At 54.7% G+C, this 17,171-nt stretch carries 18 protein-coding genes; 4 read left to right on the top strand and 14 right to left on the bottom strand.

Annotated features, from left to right (window positions below; genetic code table 11):
* Positions 1 to 77: 77 nt before the first annotated feature.
* The 9 genes from purF to pdxB all read right to left on the bottom strand — a co-directional run bounded on the left by purF (position 78) and on the right by pdxB (position 9,072).
* Positions 78 to 1,595 (bottom strand): amidophosphoribosyltransferase, encoded by a 1,518-nt coding sequence (purF, locus tag P0H77_RS15030; RefSeq protein WP_176920316.1) that lies wholly within the window; start codon positions 1,593 to 1,595, stop codon positions 78 to 80.
* A 33-nt stretch (positions 1,596 to 1,628) separates the two neighbouring features.
* Positions 1,629 to 2,117, bottom strand: a complete 489-nt coding sequence (gene cvpA / locus P0H77_RS15035) for a colicin V production protein (protein ID WP_176920315.1) — start codon at positions 2,115 to 2,117, stop codon at positions 1,629 to 1,631.
* 164 nt (positions 2,118 to 2,281) lie between these two features.
* Positions 2,282 to 2,971 carry a cell division protein DedD gene (dedD, locus tag P0H77_RS15040; protein ID WP_276157641.1) on the bottom strand — a complete coding sequence of 230 codons (690 nt, stop codon included), beginning with the start codon at positions 2,969 to 2,971 and terminating at the stop codon, positions 2,282 to 2,284.
* Positions 2,961 to 4,229 (bottom strand): bifunctional tetrahydrofolate synthase/dihydrofolate synthase, encoded by a 1,269-nt coding sequence (gene folC, locus P0H77_RS15045; protein WP_276157642.1) that lies wholly within the window; start codon positions 4,227 to 4,229, stop codon positions 2,961 to 2,963. The genes dedD and folC overlap by 11 nt, the downstream gene beginning before the upstream one ends.
* Positions 4,230 to 4,299: 70 nt before the next feature.
* Positions 4,300 to 5,214: an acetyl-CoA carboxylase, carboxyltransferase subunit beta gene (accD, locus tag P0H77_RS15050; protein ID WP_276157643.1), complete on the bottom strand. Its 915-nt coding sequence runs from the start codon at positions 5,212 to 5,214 to the stop codon at positions 4,300 to 4,302.
* Positions 5,215 to 5,359: 145 nt separating this feature from the next.
* Complete coding sequence (locus P0H77_RS15055; protein ID WP_276157644.1) at positions 5,360 to 6,019, bottom strand: DedA family protein; 660 nt, start codon at positions 6,017 to 6,019, stop codon at positions 5,360 to 5,362.
* Positions 6,020 to 6,046: 27 nt separating this feature from the next.
* Positions 6,047 to 6,859 carry a tRNA pseudouridine(38-40) synthase TruA gene (gene truA / locus P0H77_RS15060; protein WP_276157645.1) on the bottom strand — a complete coding sequence of 271 codons (813 nt, stop codon included), beginning with the start codon at positions 6,857 to 6,859 and terminating at the stop codon, positions 6,047 to 6,049.
* 2 nt (positions 6,860 to 6,861) lie between these two features.
* Complete coding sequence (locus tag P0H77_RS15065) at positions 6,862 to 7,872, bottom strand: aspartate-semialdehyde dehydrogenase (RefSeq protein ID WP_276157646.1); 1,011 nt, start codon at positions 7,870 to 7,872, stop codon at positions 6,862 to 6,864.
* 63 nt (positions 7,873 to 7,935) lie between these two features.
* Positions 7,936 to 9,072 carry a 4-phosphoerythronate dehydrogenase PdxB gene (pdxB, locus tag P0H77_RS15070; RefSeq protein ID WP_276157647.1) on the bottom strand — a complete coding sequence of 379 codons (1,137 nt, stop codon included), beginning with the start codon at positions 9,070 to 9,072 and terminating at the stop codon, positions 7,936 to 7,938.
* Between the two features lie 107 nt (positions 9,073 to 9,179).
* On the opposite strand from pdxB, the gene flk reads away from it, so the two are divergent.
* Positions 9,180 to 10,184 (top strand): flagella biosynthesis regulator Flk, encoded by a 1,005-nt coding sequence (gene flk, locus P0H77_RS15075; RefSeq protein WP_276157648.1) that lies wholly within the window; start codon positions 9,180 to 9,182, stop codon positions 10,182 to 10,184.
* Positions 10,185 to 10,224: 40 nt separating this feature from the next.
* Here flk and P0H77_RS15080 read toward each other — a convergent pair whose 3' ends face one another.
* The 3 genes from P0H77_RS15080 to P0H77_RS15090 all read right to left on the bottom strand — a co-directional run bounded on the left by P0H77_RS15080 (position 10,225) and on the right by P0H77_RS15090 (position 13,590).
* The gene (locus P0H77_RS15080; protein WP_276157649.1) at positions 10,225 to 11,547 is read right to left on the bottom strand and encodes a PTS sugar transporter subunit IIC; all 1,323 of its coding nucleotides are present in this window, start codon (positions 11,545 to 11,547) and stop codon (positions 10,225 to 10,227) included.
* Between the two features lie 339 nt (positions 11,548 to 11,886).
* Positions 11,887 to 13,065 carry an MFS transporter gene (locus P0H77_RS15085; RefSeq protein ID WP_276157650.1) on the bottom strand — a complete coding sequence of 393 codons (1,179 nt, stop codon included), beginning with the start codon at positions 13,063 to 13,065 and terminating at the stop codon, positions 11,887 to 11,889.
* 153 nt (positions 13,066 to 13,218) lie between these two features.
* Entirely contained in the window at positions 13,219 to 13,590 is a 372-nt protein-coding gene (locus P0H77_RS15090; RefSeq protein ID WP_276157651.1) for a DNA-binding protein, read from the bottom strand.
* Positions 13,591 to 13,800: 210 nt separating this feature from the next.
* Between P0H77_RS15090 and P0H77_RS15095 the strand changes: the two genes are divergently transcribed.
* The 3 genes from P0H77_RS15095 to P0H77_RS15105 all read left to right on the top strand — a co-directional run bounded on the left by P0H77_RS15095 (position 13,801) and on the right by P0H77_RS15105 (position 15,099).
* Complete coding sequence (locus tag P0H77_RS15095) at positions 13,801 to 14,064, top strand: helix-turn-helix domain-containing protein (RefSeq protein ID WP_276157652.1); 264 nt, start codon at positions 13,801 to 13,803, stop codon at positions 14,062 to 14,064.
* Positions 14,065 to 14,215: 151 nt separating this feature from the next.
* Positions 14,216 to 14,584 carry a CHAP domain-containing protein gene (locus tag P0H77_RS15100; protein ID WP_276157653.1) on the top strand — a complete coding sequence of 123 codons (369 nt, stop codon included), beginning with the start codon at positions 14,216 to 14,218 and terminating at the stop codon, positions 14,582 to 14,584.
* A complete protein-coding gene (locus P0H77_RS15105; protein ID WP_276157654.1) occupies positions 14,584 to 15,099 on the top strand; it encodes a YbjP/YqhG family protein in 516 nt (171 codons plus the stop codon). Before P0H77_RS15100 ends, P0H77_RS15105 begins: the two co-directional genes overlap by 1 nt.
* Positions 15,100 to 15,165: 66 nt before the next feature.
* Here the strand turns inward: P0H77_RS15105 and P0H77_RS15110 are convergent, their stop codons facing one another.
* Together P0H77_RS15110 and fabB are read right to left on the bottom strand one after the other, a co-directional pair.
* A complete protein-coding gene (locus P0H77_RS15110) occupies positions 15,166 to 15,825 on the bottom strand; it encodes a type II CAAX endopeptidase family protein (protein WP_276157655.1) in 660 nt (219 codons plus the stop codon).
* A gap of 97 nt (positions 15,826 to 15,922) precedes the next feature.
* Positions 15,923 to 17,143 (bottom strand): beta-ketoacyl-ACP synthase I, encoded by a 1,221-nt coding sequence (gene fabB / locus P0H77_RS15115; protein WP_276157656.1) that lies wholly within the window; start codon positions 17,141 to 17,143, stop codon positions 15,923 to 15,925.
* Between the last annotated feature and the right edge of the window lie 28 nt (positions 17,144 to 17,171).

A 17,171-nucleotide genomic window follows, 5' to 3' on the forward strand; every position in this document is an offset into this window, starting at 1 on the left:
CGCCGCCAGGCATAATTGCACGGTATAACGTTTGTCAGCAGTCTGAACGCCTGGCATTGCCAGGCGTTGTAAAGGATTTACCCTTCGTTGTGCATCTCAAGGTTTTCCACTTCGTTCTGCCGCTGCACCGCTTTGGAGTCATCGTTACGCAGAGAGTCAAGATAATCGAGATACTGCTGATCGACATCTTTGGTCACGTAGATACCGTTAAAGACCGAGCATTCGAACTGCTGGATTTCCGGGTTTTCCGCGCGAACCGCGTCGATCAGATCGTCGAGATCCTGGAAAATCAGCCCGTCCGCACCGATGATCTGGCGAATTTCATCGACTTCTCGACCATGCGCGATCAGTTCGTTAGCGCTTGGCATATCAATACCGTACACGTTCGGGAAGCGAATCTCCGGTGCCGCGGAAGCCAGATAAACCTTTTTCGCACCCGCTTCGCGAGCCATTTCAATGATCTGCTCAGAGGTGGTACCGCGCACGATGGAATCATCCACCAGCAGCACGTTTTTATCACGGAACTCGGCGCGGTTAGCGTTCAGCTTGCGGCGCACCGATTTACGGCGCAGCTGCTGGCCCGGCATGATAAAGGTACGGCCCACATAGCGGTTTTTCACGAAGCCCTGACGATACGGTTTGTCCAGGATACGGGCGATTTCCAGCGCGATATCGCAGGAAGTTTCCGGGATCGGGATCACCACATCGATATCCAGATCTTCCCACTCGCGGGCAATTTTTTCGCCGAGCTTTGTGCCCATATTGACGCGGGCGCTGTAGACGGAAATTTTGTCGATGAAGGAATCCGGACGCGCGAAGTAGACGTATTCAAACAGGCACGGATTGCTCACCGGATGGTCGGCGCACTGGCGGGTAAAGAGCTGCCCTTTTTCAGTGATATAGACCGCCTCGCCCGGCGCAACGTCGCGCAGGAATTCAAAGCCGAGGGTATCCAGCGCCACGCTTTCAGAGGCGACCATATACTCGGTGCGGCCATCGCCGATTTCACGTTTGCCCAGCACCAGCGGGCGAATGCCGTTTGGATCGCGGAAGGCGACCATACCGTGACCGATAATCATCGCCACGCAGGCGTAAGCGCCGCGGATCAGGCGGTTGGTGGCGGCAATGGCGGCAAAAATGTTGTCTGCTTCCAGCGGATAGTGGCGGAAGTTATCCAGCTCGCTGGCAAACACGTTGAGCAGAACTTCAGAGTCAGACGTGGTGTTGATGTGACGACGCTTCTCTTCGAACAGCTTTTTACGTAGTTCGTGCGCGTTGGTCAGATTGCCGTTGTGAGCAAGCGTAATACCATAAGGGGAGTTAACGTAGAAAGGCTGCGCTTCAGAGGCGCTGGAGCTGCCAGCTGTTGGGTAGCGAACGTGGCCGATACCCATATTGCCCTGCATACGCTGCATGTGACGTGCTTCGAACACATCGCTCACCAGACCATTAGCTTTACGCAAACGAAAGCCGTTATTCGCATCAATGGTGATGATGCCTGCGGCATCCTGCCCGCGGTGCTGAAGCACCGTTAACGCGTCATAAATAGACTGGTTGACCGGCATAACACCGGCGATACCGACAATACCGCACATACGTCTTTTCCTCGTTAAGCTACGACCCAAAGTTTATACTTTGGGCAAGAAACTTGACGAGCTTTGGAGGTATTCGAAAAACCATCTGATGACGGGGGAAAAATAAGGAATAAACTGCGAGTGCTGCCAGTCATCGCTCTTCGCCATCCCTGTGAACGTGTCAAGAAAGAACAGGATAGCAGCGATGATCAGTACCCCACGCAATGCGCCGAAGCAGATCCCCAATACCCTGTCTGTACCCGACAGCCCGGTCTTCTCCACCAGTTGACCTATCACGTAGTTCACGATGGCACCTACGATGAGCGTCGCAATAAACAGCGCCGCAATAGCAATCCCATTTCGAACCCGTTCATCTTCAAAGCCCGTAAACCAGACAGACAGTTCCGTGTAGTAATGGCTGGCAACATAAAAGGCACAGCCCCATGTCACCAGCGATAATGCTTCACGAACAAAGCCGCGGATAAGGCTCACTAAGCAAGAAAAGCCCAGTACCGCGATAATGGCGTAATCAATCCAGACCATATATGTCCCACGATGTTACGCCCTGTCGTCCAGTTGGGGCGCATTCTAACAGAAAAAGAAAACGTTTGCGTAGGGATTTCCCGTCCCTGGTCAAATAAAAATGGCGCTGAAAAAACAATCAACGCCATCGCCATTTTGGGGTACGAGGGGCAAAGCCCTTCGCCCTAGTTCACGCTGTAGTTCATCACTACGCCGTTCAACCCCGATAACTGGTTCAGCTCACCCAGCGAGCCTTTAAGCTTATCTTTCGATGCGTCGGGCCCGACCAGAATGCGGGTAATTTTACCCTGTACCGGCGTCGAAGGCGACGTATAAACCCGGTATCCGGCGCCGCGAAGTTTGCTGACGATCTCGCTGACTTTATCAGCATTTTTCAGCGCGCCCAGCTGCACCACATACGCCTTGCCGGTGGGCGCAGGTTTATCTTCAGCGACGGGCTTCGCTGGCGGCGTTTCGCTGGCCGCGGCCAGTTGTTCGCTGGCTTTGTCACGCGCCGGTTTTGGCTGCGGTTTGTCGGCCGGTTTCGGTTTTGGCGGATCGGGCTGGACCGGGATTTGATCGATATCTGCGCCGTTGTTCGCCGCCAGACGCGACGGGTCCAGCGTCGGTGCCGCAGCATCGCCCGCCCTCACCTCTTCTGCCGCGCCTTCCGGCGGCTGAGCAGGTAGCGCCTGCGTTGCGGCAGGCAGCATATCAGGCTCGTCACGATCCCCCGCTTTCGGCACCAGCGGGATTGCAGCAAACTCATCCTGATAATGTTTTTTCTGGCCGTCGAGCAGGCCGGGCAGAATGATAACGCCCAGCGCCACCAGCACGATAGTGCCCACTAAACGGTTCTGAAACTTACTTGCCACCGGATCTCCCCGCCTCTATTTCTTCCATTACATGCGCTACCGTGTGGAACGATCCACACACCAGCACGGTGTCTTCTGGCTGTGCATTCGCCATCGCGGCGCGCCACGCCTTCCCTACTGTGGCATAGATTTCGCCGTCAGGTAAATGCGCCAGTAACTGCTCTGCCGATGCGCCGCGCGGCCCTTCTAACGGTGCACAATACCAGCTGTCCACAATGTCAGTCAGGCAGGCCAGCGTTCCGGCAATATCTTTATCGTGCAGCATACCAATGACCGCCAGCACGCGCCCGGTTTTTGCTTGCGTTTTGAGACGCCCGGCTAAATATGCTGCGGCATGCGGATTGTGCGCCACGTCGAGGATCACCCGCGGCGATTCGCTGATGATCTGAAAACGGCCCGGCAGAATAGCGCTGGCAATGCCGTCGCGGATCGCCTGCTCGCTGATCTTAAGCTGACTGGCGCGCAGCGCCGCCAGCGCGGTGGCCGCATTCGGCTGCGGCACCTGCGGCAGGGGCAGCGCGTTGAGTTCGCCCTGCGCGTCGACAAAGCGCCAGTGGTGTTCGTTGATATCATAATGCCAGTCAACGCCGCGACGCAGCAGGATTGCACCTTTTTCTTGCGCGACAGCGGCAATCGACTGCGGCATATCCGGCTCGCCAACGACAGCCGGCTTACCGGCGCGGAAAATCCCGGCCTTTTCGCGCCCGATGCTTTCACGGTCCGGGCCCAGCCAGTCGGTATGATCGAGCGCAATACTGGTCACCACCGACACATCCGCGTCCACCATATTGGTGGCGTCGAGCCGTCCGCCCAGCCCCACTTCAAGGATCACCACATCAAGCTGCGCCTGTTTAAACAGCCACAGCGCTGACAGCGTGCCGTATTCAAAATAGGTGAGCGAGGTTTCACCGCGTGCCGCTTCAATCGCCGCAAATGAGGCCGTATGCGCCGCTTCCGGCAATTCAGCACCCTGTACGCGCACGCGCTCGGTATAGCGCACCAAATGCGGCGAGCTGTAAACGCCGGTTTTATAGCCCGCTGCCGTCAGGATCGACTCCAGCGTGCAGCAGGTAGTGCCTTTACCATTGGTGCCTGCCACGGTGAAGACGAAGGGCGCAGGCCGTAGCACATTCAGGCGAGCGGCAACCTCGCCGACGCGCGTCAGCCCTAAATCGATGGTCTTCGCGTGCAGATTTTCCAGATAAGAAAGCCACGTCGTCAGGGGCGACGTGGCGTCAGGGATGAGTTCTTTTTCCATGATGTCCGCAACGTTTAACGGGAAAGGAAAGCAAAAGGGCAGCGCCGTCTGGCCCTGCCCTTGTGCATTATCAGGCCTCGATTTCCTGATCCGGTACCGGAGGTACCACCACCTCTTCGCGTGGCGCATCCGGATCCGGTGCCGGAAGATTCATCAGCTTCGCCAGGATGCTGGCCAGCTTCAGGCGCATCTCCGGACGGCGGACAATCATATCGATGGCCCCTTTTTCGATCAGGAATTCACTGCGCTGGAAGCCCGGCGGCAGTTTTTCACGCACAGTCTGCTCGATAACACGAGGACCGGCAAAACCGATCAGCGCTTTTGGCTCAGCGATGTTCAGGTCGCCCAGCATGGCGAAGCTGGCGGAAACGCCACCCATGGTCGGGTCGGTCAGCACCGAAATATACGGCAGACCGCGCTCCTGCATTTTTGCCAGCGCCGCAGAGGTTTTCGCCATCTGCATCAATGACATCAGCGCTTCCTGCATACGTGCGCCGCCTGAAGCGGAGAAGCAGATCAGCGGGCAGTTGTCTTCCAGCGCCTGTTCAACCGCACGCACGAAACGTGCGCCGACGACGGACCCCATTGATCCCCCCATAAAGGCGAACTCAAAGGCCACTGCGACGACCGGCATGTCATAGAGCGTGCCTTTCATCACCACCAGCGCGTCTTTCTCGCCCGTCTCTTTCTGCGCACTTGCCAGACGATCTTTGTACTTTTTGGAATCTCTGAACTTCAGTACGTCCTTAGGCTCAAGCTCGCTTCCTAGCTCGACCAGCGATCCTTCATCCAGCAGGCTATGCAGGCGATTACGCGCCGACATACGCATGTGATGATCACACTTGGGACATACTTCAAGATTGCGCTCCAGCTCGGCCCGATAAAGAACCTGACCACAGCTATCGCATTTCGTCCACACCCCTTCAGGGATACTGGCCTTACGGGTGGGAGTGATGTTGCTTTTAATTCGTTCAATCCAGCTCATTGATAACCTTTCTGCCTGAACCTGGTCGATGCCAGTTTTGTCAGCCGGGATGGATTTTCACTCCCGTCTGACCATGAATGTTGCACATTAAAACATAACGGTTCGCAAGTTGGGATAAAAAAGTGGTCGAACCGCCGTTACCCCGTCATTTTCTCAGCTTTGACGCTGCCCGTTTGTGGCGGATGATTTCAATCACGCCAGGTAAAACCGACAGCACAATGATTGCTACAATCAATAGCTTAAGGTTTTCCTGTACCACAGGGAGATCGCCAAACAGGTAGCCTGCATAAGTAAAGAGCAGCACCCACAGCAACGCGCCTGCCACGTTCCAGGCGGCAAAATGACGATACGACATCTTCCCCATTCCCGCCACAAAAGGCGCAAAGGTTCTGACGATGGGCACAAAACGCGCAAGAACGATCGTCTTCCCACCGTGCTTATCATAAAACGCGTGGGTTTTATCCAGATAGCTGCGGCGGAAAATTTTCGAGTTCGGGTTACTAAACAGTTTATCGCCAAATACGCGTCCAATCGTGTAGTTCACCGCATCGCCCAGTACCGCCGCGACGATCATCAGCGTCACCATCAGGTGCACGTTCAGATCGTTGGTGGGCAGCGCGGAAAGCGCCCCGGCCACGAACAGTAACGAATCGCCCGGCAGAAACGGCGTCACGACCAGACCCGTTTCGCAAAACAGGATCAAAAACAGGATAGCGTAAACCCAGACGCCATACTCCGCGACCAGTTCCGCCAGATGCACATCAATATGCAGAATAAAATCAATCAGGAAATAAATCAGATCCATGAGGTTATATGCCTTTATACAATCCACTCAGTCCGCTAAAAACAGCGGGCCCATCGGCATGACCGGAAGCCCGAAATGGTCAGGATAATCTACCGCCACCAGATACAGCCCTTCCGCTTTTGCCGTTGCTGCCGCCAGATTCCGGTCCTTTGCAGCAAGCAGTTCTGCTATCCAGCTCTCTGGCCGGTTGTTCGCGCCCACTTCCATCAGACTGCCGACAATATTCCTTACCATATGATGAACAAAGGCATTCGCTTTGATATCAACCACCACGTAAGCGCCGTAACGCTCGACGTTAATGTGCATGACGTTACGCCACGGGGTGCGCGACTGACAATGCACCGCCCGGAACGACGTAAAATCATTCTCACCTAACAGCGACTGGGCGGCACGATGCATCCGTGCGGCGTCCAGCGGCAGGTAGTAATGGGTCACGCCCTGGCCTAACACTGCCGGACGTAAACGCTGATTGTAGATGACGTAGCGGTAACGGCGCGCCGTGGCGCAAAAACGCGCATGAAAGTCATCCGCCACATGTTTCACCCAGCGCACGGCAATGTCACCAGGTAAATTCGCATTTACGCCCAGCGTCCAGGCAGCATCCTGACGCACGGCGCGCGTTTCAAAATGCACGACCTGGCCGGTACTGTGAACGCCTGCGTCGGTACGCCCGGCGCAGAAAACGTTAATCGGCTCGTCGGCGACTTTTGAGAGCGCTTTCTCCAGCTTTTCCTGCACGCTGCGCACTTCATTCTGCCGCTGCCAGCCGTAATATTTACTGCCGTCGTACTCAATGCCGAGCGCAATTTTCATGAGCGGCTGCTGTAACACTTCCGCCATAATTACAGGTACTCCTGCACCAGTTTCTCGGCGATTTTGACCGCCATCAGCGCGCCGCCAAAGCGGACGTTATCGGCAACGGACCAGAACTGGACCTGTTCCGGCATCCCGTAATCGTTGCGCACGCAGCCAACTGACAGGTGCGCGCTGCCGGAAGCGTCGCCGACCTGGGTGGGGAAATCATTTTCTTCAGACAGCACAATGTCTTCACCACGCGCAAACGCATCACGCGCTTCTTCCGCAGCCAGCGGACGCATCGCCTCGAAGCTGACCATCTGCGCGTGGCCGTAAAATACCGGCGTACGCACGCAGCTGGCGGAAATCATCAGCCCCTCGTCCTGCAAAATTTTGCGCGTCTGATCGACAATGACGCGCTCTTCGCGCACGGTGCCTTCGCGATCGGCCACGAACGGCAGCAGGTTAAACGCCAGCTGGCGCCCAAAAAAATCGTCTTCATCAATTGGGATACCGTTAAGCAATTTCGCACTCTGTCCCGCCAGCGCATCCACTGCTTTTTTGCCCTGTGCGGAGGCAGAGAGCAGGCTGGTAACGCTGATACGTGACAGTCCGCCGTCGTCAATCAGCGGCTTCAGGGCGATCAGCAGCTGGCTGGTCTGGCTGTCGGGAACCGCAATGATATTGCGATTACGGTAGTCGGCCAGTACGAACGGATTTACCTCCGGTACCACCAGCGGAACGTCTGGCTCAAGGGCAAACAGGCCGCTGGTGTCGATAACCAGACACCCTGCATTGGCAGCATCTTCAGCGTAAGTCGCCGCCGCTTCAGCGCCCGCCACAAAGAAGGCCAGCTGGACCTGCGTCCAGTCAAAGTCAGCGGCATCTTCTACACGCACGGTTTTACCTGCATAGCGCAGGGAATCTCCGGCACTGTCACCGCGTGCAAGGGCGTACAGTTCGCCTGTCGGAAATTCACGCTCGGCAAGCGTTTCAAGCAAAGCTTCGCCTACGGTGCCCGTAGCGCCCAGCACGGCAATATTCCAGCCTTCAGACATGATGATTGACTCCAGAAATAGCAATGCTCCCCGCCCCATCAGGCAGGGAGCATAAAAACAGGATTAACGAATGGGGTGATGAACGGCGTTAAAACCGAGCTCATGCAGCAGCGTTGCCGCCTCAGCGTCGTCACACTGCACATATAATGAAGACCACTCGCGGCGCTCAAGATAATTTTTACGCAGCTTGTCGAACTCACCCGGCACGCCTGCCACTTTTCGCAGCGGCGCATCGTCGCGGCGCACATCATACACTAAATGCACCAGCCTTTTTAGCGTGGCTTGATCGACCGGTCCCTGCAAGGTGATGCGGCCAAATTCCGGTGCGGGCAACAAGGTTGCCAGCGCGACCTGCTGGCGTTGGCCGATAAACTCGCTAAACGCCTCGAAGACCTGAGTGGTGCCGCGCGCTTTGCCTTCCAGCGTGTAACCGGCAATGTGCGGCGTACCGATATCGACCCGTTCCAGCAGGTCAGTCAACAGATCCGGCTCCGGTTCCCAGACGTCCAGCACCACGCTCAGCGCCTGGCCCGCCTGCAAACAGGCTAACAGCGCGGCGTTATCCACAACCGGTCCGCGACAGGCATTAATCAGAATGGTGCCGGGTTTCAGGCGGCGGAGAAGCGCATCGTCTGCCATGTGCAGCGTTTTGTACGGGCCGTCTTTATACAGCGGCGTATGGAAGGTCAGCACGTCAGCTTCCTGCACCAGCTCGTCCAGCGAGCGGAAATCGCCGTCGTCACCCCGATCGGCCCGCGGCGGATCGCAAAGCAGCGTGCGTATGCCGAGCGCCTCAAGACGCTCAGCCAGACGCCGTCCGACGTTACCGACGCCCACAATCCCTACCGTGCGATCGGTCAGGCTAAAGCTATCGCGTTCTGCCAGCATCAGCAGCGAGGAAAAGACATACTCGACGACGGCAATGGCATTACAGCCCGGCGCGGCGGAAAAACCAATCCCCGCCTGCGTCAGCCACGCTTCGTCAACATGATCGGTGCCTGCCGTGGCGGTGCCGACAAATTTAATGCCCTGTCCCGCCAGCAGCGCTTCATTCACTTTCGTGACCGAACGTACCATCAGCGCGTCTGCACCCGCCAGCGCCGCCAGCGGGATCGGACGTCCCGGAACCGCTGTTACCTCGCCCAGACGGCTGAACAGTTCACGCGCGTAGGGCATATTTTCATCAACGAGGATTTTCACGATAAAGTACCTGTCTGAAACGAGAGATCATCAGGCAAGTGTGCCATAATCCCGCCGCCAGGCATACTCGCAAACCTGGTTGAGTATGATGACATTAAGGATCCCGAATGACGCAACCCATCTCAGGTATGCCCGCTCGCCCTCCGGGTGATGGACCTGCCACATCTTCAGTCGCCGGAGAGCAGCCGCTTTCCACCCAGCAGCGTACCGTGCTGGAGCGTTTAATTACGCGCCTTGTCGCGCTGACTCGCCAACAAAGCGCTGAAGTCTGGGCCGGGATAAAACACGATCTTGGTCTGAAAAATGAGATGCCGCTGCTGTCGCGTCATTTTCCTGCTGCCGAGCAAAACCTTACGCAGCGGCTGGATGCGGCTCAGCAGAGCCACAGCAACCGCCAGACGCTGGCGCAGCTTACCGAGCTTTTGAATCTGGGCAATAACCGCCAGGCGGTGAGCGATTTTATCCGCCAGCAATACGGGCAAACCGCGCTCAGCCAGCTTTCGCCTGAGCAGCTTAAGGGCGTGCTCAGGCTGCTCCAGAATAACGAGTTATCCATTCCGCAGCCGCAGCAACGGCCGGGGACCGATCGTCCCCTGCTGCCCGCTGAACATAATACGCTCAATCAACTGGTGACGAAGCTGGCGGCGGCCACCGGTGAATCCGGCAAGCTGATCTGGCAGTCGATGCTGGAACTTTCCGGGGTGAAAACCGGGGAGCTGATCCCGGCCAAACAGTTTACCCATCTGGTGACCTGGCTACAGGCGCGGCAGACGTTAAGCACGCAGCCTGCGCCGACGCTGCATACGCTCCAGGCGGCGCTAAAACAGCCGCTGGAACCGCAGGAATGGGATCAGCTTCAGGATCACGCCCGGCAACAGTGGCAGGTGACTCCGCAGTCGGTGCTGACCACGGCGCAGGTGCAGGATTTGTTGAATCAGGTCTTTTTACGCCGGGCAGAACGTCCGCAGAATGCTCCGGAAATTGGCGACATTCAGCCGATCCATCGTCCGTTTGCGCCGCTATATGACACCGTCAAAGCGCTGTCGGCACGTCCCGGCCTGATGTTGATTGCGCTGCTCGTGGCTTTCGCTGTGCTGTGGCTGGTGCTGTAAAGGCTTGCCCCTGCGCCAGAGCGGCTCAGGGGCGTGATGCTTACTCAGTCGGTTGCGATACATTGACCTTATTTGCCGCGATCACAAACGGCAGATAGATAAGCGTCGCCGCGGCGAGACACAGAAGGCCCACCACTAACGCCATCCAGTTTCCCCCCGTACCAAAAAAGGCAATCAGCGGACCGGGCGTGGTCCACGGCACGGCATACGCGATAGGCGGAATGATACCGGTACTAATGAAGATATACCCAATCAGCGAGCTGACCATCGGCACCAGGATAAAAGGGATAAGGAATATCGGGTTCAGAACGATGGGCAGTCCAAACATCACCGGCTCGTTAATGTTAAACAGCCCCGGTACAAATGACATCTTCGCCAGATCGCGATAATCAGAACGACGTGAGGCGATAAAAACCGCCAGCAGCAGTCCCAGCGTCATGCCGGAGCCGCCGTAATTGGCAAAGGCATCGTTTATACCCGTCCAGGTAATCGGGTAAGGTGCGCCCCAGGTATCACCGTGCTGCGCCGCCCACGACAGGTTTTCCAGATTGGCTTCGGAAAAAATCGATTCACGGATCGCCGCGATGGTATTCGGTCCGTGAATGCCGAGGAACCACAGCAGATTAGACACCACGCCGAGAATAAGCACCGCAAAGATATTGGTCCCCATATTTTTCAGCGGAGCCTGAATCAGCTTGTAGATCAGGTCATTCAGCCCTTCCGGCGACAGCATTAACAACAGGTAATTGAGGATCGAGAAAAGCATCATCACCACGATGATGGGGATCAGCACTTTAAAGGAGCGTGCCACCGCAGGGGGAACCGCGTCAGGCATGGTAATGGTAATTTTGGGGTTTTTCGCTAAGCGGCAGAAAAGCTCACTGGACAGTATCGCCACGATCACCGCGACAAACAGCCCCTGCGGACCGAGATATTTGGTGGTCATATACGCCTGACCGCCGATCTCCTGATACGGCGTGTATACCACGAAGAAAGCGCCAATGGCCGTCAATCCGCAGAGCAGATCGTCTTCGTGAAAGCTTTTTGCCATATTCCGGCCTACCAGGAAAGCAATCAGGATCGACATAATATTGACCGAACCATTCATTACCGGCGTAAAAATAGCCTGTGCCTTTTCAAGGTTGGGAAATACCGCGTTCAGATGGAGCAGTGTTGCGACAAAACCATCCGGCGATAAGATAGCAAAATTGATTAATACAATGATGGAGCTGGCCATCACAATCGGAAACGATAAAATAAACGCATCACGAATTGCAGAGACATGCCGCTGCGAATTCAGTTTAATCGCCACCGGGACCAGGATTTTCTCCATCCCTCGTTCAAACGAGCGCATAAACGACATAATGACTCCTTGCTTTACAAAAACTTATCTCCTTCAGGTAGCCATACTTTATTGAACGTTAAGATTTTCTTTTGTTATTTCGATCACATTTAGTGACTGAACCCGGCGTAATACAAATCCCGCCTACACAATAATATATTTAAAACAAAAGAAATGAATACCTCATATTAACAGCATGAATAATTACAATGGCATTAATGTGCAATATTCGCTTAAAAATAAGCGTTCAGCGAATAGTATTAATTAACCTTATCCGGGAAGCATTAATTATTAAGCAGCATCATTAGATGACAGGCAGGAGTCGCTGCTCCTCTGACAGAAGCAGCGACAAGTTTTGATTTACGCTTTACGAAACGAAACCAGAGTGACAATAATCCCAACGACCGCGGAAACCGCGCCAGCCAGGAAAACAGACGGGTAGCCGTACGACGTCGCCAGGACTCCCGCCAGCGGACCGGTAACGCCCATTGCGATATCCTGGAAGGCCGCGTAGCCTCCCAGTGCCGTGCCCCGTACCTGCGGCGGTACACGCTTCACCACTTCTACTCCCAGCGCCGGGAAAATGAGCGAACATCCGGCGCCTGTCAGCGCTGCGCCAGCCATCGCTACCCAGGAGACGGGTGCCAGCCACAGTAGCGCCAGCCCGGCAGTCTCAACCAGCAGTGAGAAAATAGCCACTCTGACGCCACCAAGACGATCGGGCATCCAGCCAAACAGGATCCGCACCAGCACGAAAGCGCCGCCGAAGGCGGTGAGCGTAAAGCCGGCCATTGCCCAGCCGTTACTGGCGAAATAAAGGGAAATAAATGTGCTGATAACGGCAAAGCCAACGCCCTGCAGCGCCAGTCCTACCCCTGGCTGCCAGATAAGCCCGACCACGCTCCATAATGAAGGACGCTCCCCGCCGTGCGCGGGCACCTTGCGTACCGTGCCGTTAAACGCCCAGGCGAGTACCGGCAGCAGCATGGTGACAATCGCCAGTACGGCGAAGCCATAGCGATCGTGAATAAACAGCCCCAGCGGCGCACCGGCAGCCAGTGCGCCAAAAATGGCCATCCCATTCCAGGACATCACCTTGCCCGAGCGCGCAGGCCCTACCAGCCCCATGCCCCAGGTCAGGGTGCCGGTCAGAAGCTGGCTTTCACCAAAACCGAGGATCAGGCGGCCAACGATGAGCAGGCCAAATTTTGCCATTGGATCAACCGGCAACAGCGCTGCCAGCAGCCAGGCACCCCCTGCTAACGCGCAGGCAAACATACCCTGCATCACCGAGCGTTTGGCGCCGAACTGATCGGCCAGGCGCCCGGCATAGCCACGGGTTAACACGGTGGCAAGAAACTGAATACCCACGGCCAGACCCACCAGGGTATTGCCATAGCCCAGTTCCTGATGCACGAACAGCGGAATGACCGGCAGCGGGAGGCCAACCGTCATATAAGTCAGAAAAACAGCAAACGCGATGCGAAAAAGCGAAGCGCTTCCTGACGAGGTAGCGATCTGAGGTGTTGCAGATGACATGCATTACTCCTAAATGCGAAGTAAGGCGGGAAGAAGCCACGCCCCCTTCACCCAAATAAACAGGATTAAGGTGCGTTGGTTAACGTTAAACGCTTACGCATTATCGCGTTGATAATGTTGGGGCGGAATTTTGCCTGCCGGAACCGTAGATTGTCAACACTCGCGGCCGTCATTGCTTATCACTGCGGGCAAAAGCGCTCTAATCCCCTCAGAATTAAACAGCGTAATAGCGCGCTGTTTCTGTTCCGCTGTCAGCTGTCTGAAAATAGAGCGCCACGTCTCTTCAAGCGGTAAGGCTCCCTCTTCCTCAACCCGACCGTAAACCGGTTCATCAAGCAGCCAGGGGCGGACATACAGGGGAAACAGGGAAATATGGTACTCCCAGGCTTTTGAACCTTTACGCTTGCGTATAAAGTCTGGTTTATCCTTCGCCAGCTGATTAAGCCTTTCACGCACCGAAGGCGCTGTTTTAGGATAACCAGGCAACGCCAGACATTCTTTCACCGTAAACCACTCTTTTGCCATCAGCTCGCTTTCCTTTCCCTGATTAAAGAATGTTTTAACTTTTGCGTCACAATATATAGTCGATGGGCTTGTATTAGCCGTTTTCGTCGACAATTCGTTTTAATAAAAAAGAAAGAAACATTCTTTACTAACTTTCTTTTGTGATTTAAGGTGCCTCATTCCTGGCTCAAACAGGCATATCGGCACCGATATAATAGTAAGGATTATTCAATGGAAAGTAAAATCCAGGACTGGCATCGCGCAGATATAAAAAGCGCACTGGAAAAGAAAGGTAAAACGCTGCGCGATTTGTCGCGCGAAGCGGGTCTGTCTCCTGATTCTCTGCGGAATGTTTTCACCCGCCGCTGGGCGAAAGCTGAAGCGATTATTGCTGATGCGCTTGACGTCTCTCCTGACGTGATATGGCCCTCACGCTACCCCTCACCGAATAACGACACCTCTGCTCAGAAACATTTGTCTGGAACTGATTCATAACTTCAATATATAAGACAAAAACATTATAAATCATATGTAGTTATTTCTACGTTTTTTATGACCCGCCCTGCTTCAGCATCTTTTGTAAAAAAGCGCGATCGGCACAGGCGCTTAATAAAACCTGTAACGTAAACACGTAATAGGGATTTTTATGGTCTGGGATAAACGTGCAGCCGGGAATTATGCGAAAGCAAATGCTCATGCTAACTCAATAAGAAAATGTGCGGAATATACCCGCAAGGCGATTGCGGCGGGAGGTATCAACATTGGCAATACCTTTCATGCGAAAGATTACGGTCCTTTCCTGGAAACAGCAGGATTTAGACCTGTCGGAACCTACGAGTCACCAAAGGCTGGCGACGTGGTCGTTATTCAGCCTTATGAAGGCGGTAACCCCAGCGGCCATATGGCCATTTATGACGGGCAGAACTGGTACTCCGATTTTAAACAGCGCGATATGTGGGGAGGTCCGGGCTACAGAACCGCGCAGCCTGCCTACAAAATATACAGGAAAGAATAATGCGAATACTTTTTATGCTACTGATGGTAATCACTCTCGGTGGCTGTAGTACGACACCTCATGATAGTGCCGATACGGTCAGCCAGTTTTATCATCACTATATGACGCGCTATACCGCCGACGATACGACTGCCCTTGATGATTATTCAGATCCGCTTTATCAACACTATGTGGCTAACGATGTCATTACCAGGCTGAAATATATTGCCGGTCTTGATGAACAGGAAATCGTTAATTCGGACTATTTTCTTTATGTACAGGACTTCTCCCCCGCGTGGGCCACAACCTTCAGAGTGGGGAAAGCAAGCGCCTTTCTCGGGGGTGAGCAGGTCGATGTCTGGATCGGCGGTCCGGGAGATATGCAGCAACATCTGAAAGTCTTTACCCGGCGGGAGAATGACACATGGAAAATTTATCGTGTCAGAGATGAAGGGCATCATTATGAGCAGGCCATCTATAGCCCGGGGGCGGTGACACAGGCAGCGGCGTGGGCTGAGCAGCTAAAAAAAGCATAACGCCGCCCAGGCTGCTGGCGCAAGTGCTGATATCTGCCGGGCTGTAGGTGTAACATCCCGGCCAGGCTAGTTTGCGGTAGAAAAATTAAACAGCACAATGCACGCCCAGCTATTATTCAGCGCATGCAGCAGTATTGGGATGAGCAGACCACCGTTATTGATCCTCACCGTGCACAAAATGGCTGAAAAAATAAAAAGATAAATAAAGGTGCTTATCGCCGAGTACTGAATGTGGATCAGTGCAAATAGCGCAGATGTAACAATGATGCCTGCTGTTTTTGCATAACGCCCCCAGCCAATGCTGCTATTGAGCACAAATCCGCGGAAAATAATCTCTTCGTTAACCGGCGCAAAGAGACTTATCGCCAGAATAGTTGCCCATTTTACAAAAGGCGTTTGCTGAGGCAGTTCATTTAGCCACGGCTCCGGCCGGGCAAAATAGCCGTGGATAAACGTCAGTACAATCAATGCTAACGCAGGAAGCAGAAAACCCTCAAAGGTGAAGCGTCCCAGCGTCAGAAAGGGGTAGTGTCGGGAATATAATTTCCACGCCATCACGGCGAAAGGGCACAGGATAACGGCGGTGACGAAAGACAATGCCAGCCCTGATTTATAAAGCGCAGTGTAACCGGGCAAAAACCAGACCAGAAAAAAACATCCATACCAGCCGGTAAAACCTGCGAGACATGTCAATGTATGGGTGAGGCGATCTGAGTGGCTATTCATAGTGTGTAATACGGTCCCTGTAATTATCTTTCCTTAAATGCAAAAAAACTGGCTACTTCATATAGCCAGTTTTGTCCTTTTGCGAAAACAGCCCCGCTTACGCTTTCAGCTTGCGCATAACCAGCGTGGCGTTGGTGCCGCCAAAGCCGAAGCTGTTGGACATTACGGTCGTCAGTTCGCGCTCGGTCGGCTCGGTAACGATGTCCAGGCCAGCCGCCTGCTCGTCAAGCTCGTCGATGTTAATGCTCGGCGCGATAAAGCCATGTTCCAGCATCAGCAGCGAGTAAATCGCTTCCTGTACACCTGCGGCTCCCAGAGAGTGACCGGTCATCGCTTTCGTTGCGGAGATAGCCGGAGAGTGGTCGCCAAAGACTTCACGGATCGCACCCAGTTCTTTCACGTCGCCAACCGGGGTGGACGTGCCGTGGGAGTTCAGGTAATCAATAGGGGTATCGACCCCGTGCATGGCCATCTGCATGCAACGCACTGCGCCTTCACCAGACGGTGCCACCATATCAGCACCGTCAGACGTTGCGCCATAACCAACGATTTCTGCGTAAATATGTGCACCGCGCGCCAGGGCATGTTCGAGCTCTTCGACCACAACCATACCGCCGCCGCCAGCGATAACAAAACCATCGCGGTGGGTGTCATAAGTACGGGACGCTTTTTCCGGCGTGTCGTTGTATTTGGTCGACAGCGCGCCCATAGCGTCAAATTCGCAGGACATTTCCCAGCACAGTTCTTCACCGCCGCCCGCAAATACAATGTCCTGTTTACCCAGCTGGATCTGCTCTACCGCATTGCCGATACAGTGCGCGGAGGTGGCGCACGCGGAGCTGATAGAGTAGTTCACACCGTGGATTTTAAATGGAGTGGCGAGACAGGCAGACACGCCAGAGGCCATCGCTTTCGTCACAACATAAGGTCCTACGGCTTTCAGACCGCGCGGACCGCGCATCGCATCTGCACCGAAGACCTGGAATCGTGGGGAGCCGCCGCCGGAACCTGCAATCAGGCCAACGCGCGGGTTATTCTGATAAACCTCTTCAGAGAGCCCGGCATCCGCAACCGCCTGCTCCATAGAAAGGTATGCATAGATAGAAGCATCGCTCATAAAGCGCACGACTTTACGATCGATGAGGCCAGTGGTATCCAGTTTTACGTTGCCCCAAACGTGGCTACGCATGCCGGCGTCCTTCAGCTCCTGAGAGAAAGTGATCCCTGAACGTCCTTCACGCAGAGATGCCAGGACTTCCTGCTGGTTATTACCGATGCTGGAAACGATGCCCAGGCCAGTAATCACTGCACGTTTCATTCAATACCTCTGTAAGTCCACTATTTAA

Source organism: Superficieibacter sp. HKU1 (genome assembly GCF_029319185.1).
Lineage (GTDB): Bacteria > Pseudomonadota > Gammaproteobacteria > Enterobacterales > Enterobacteriaceae > Superficieibacter.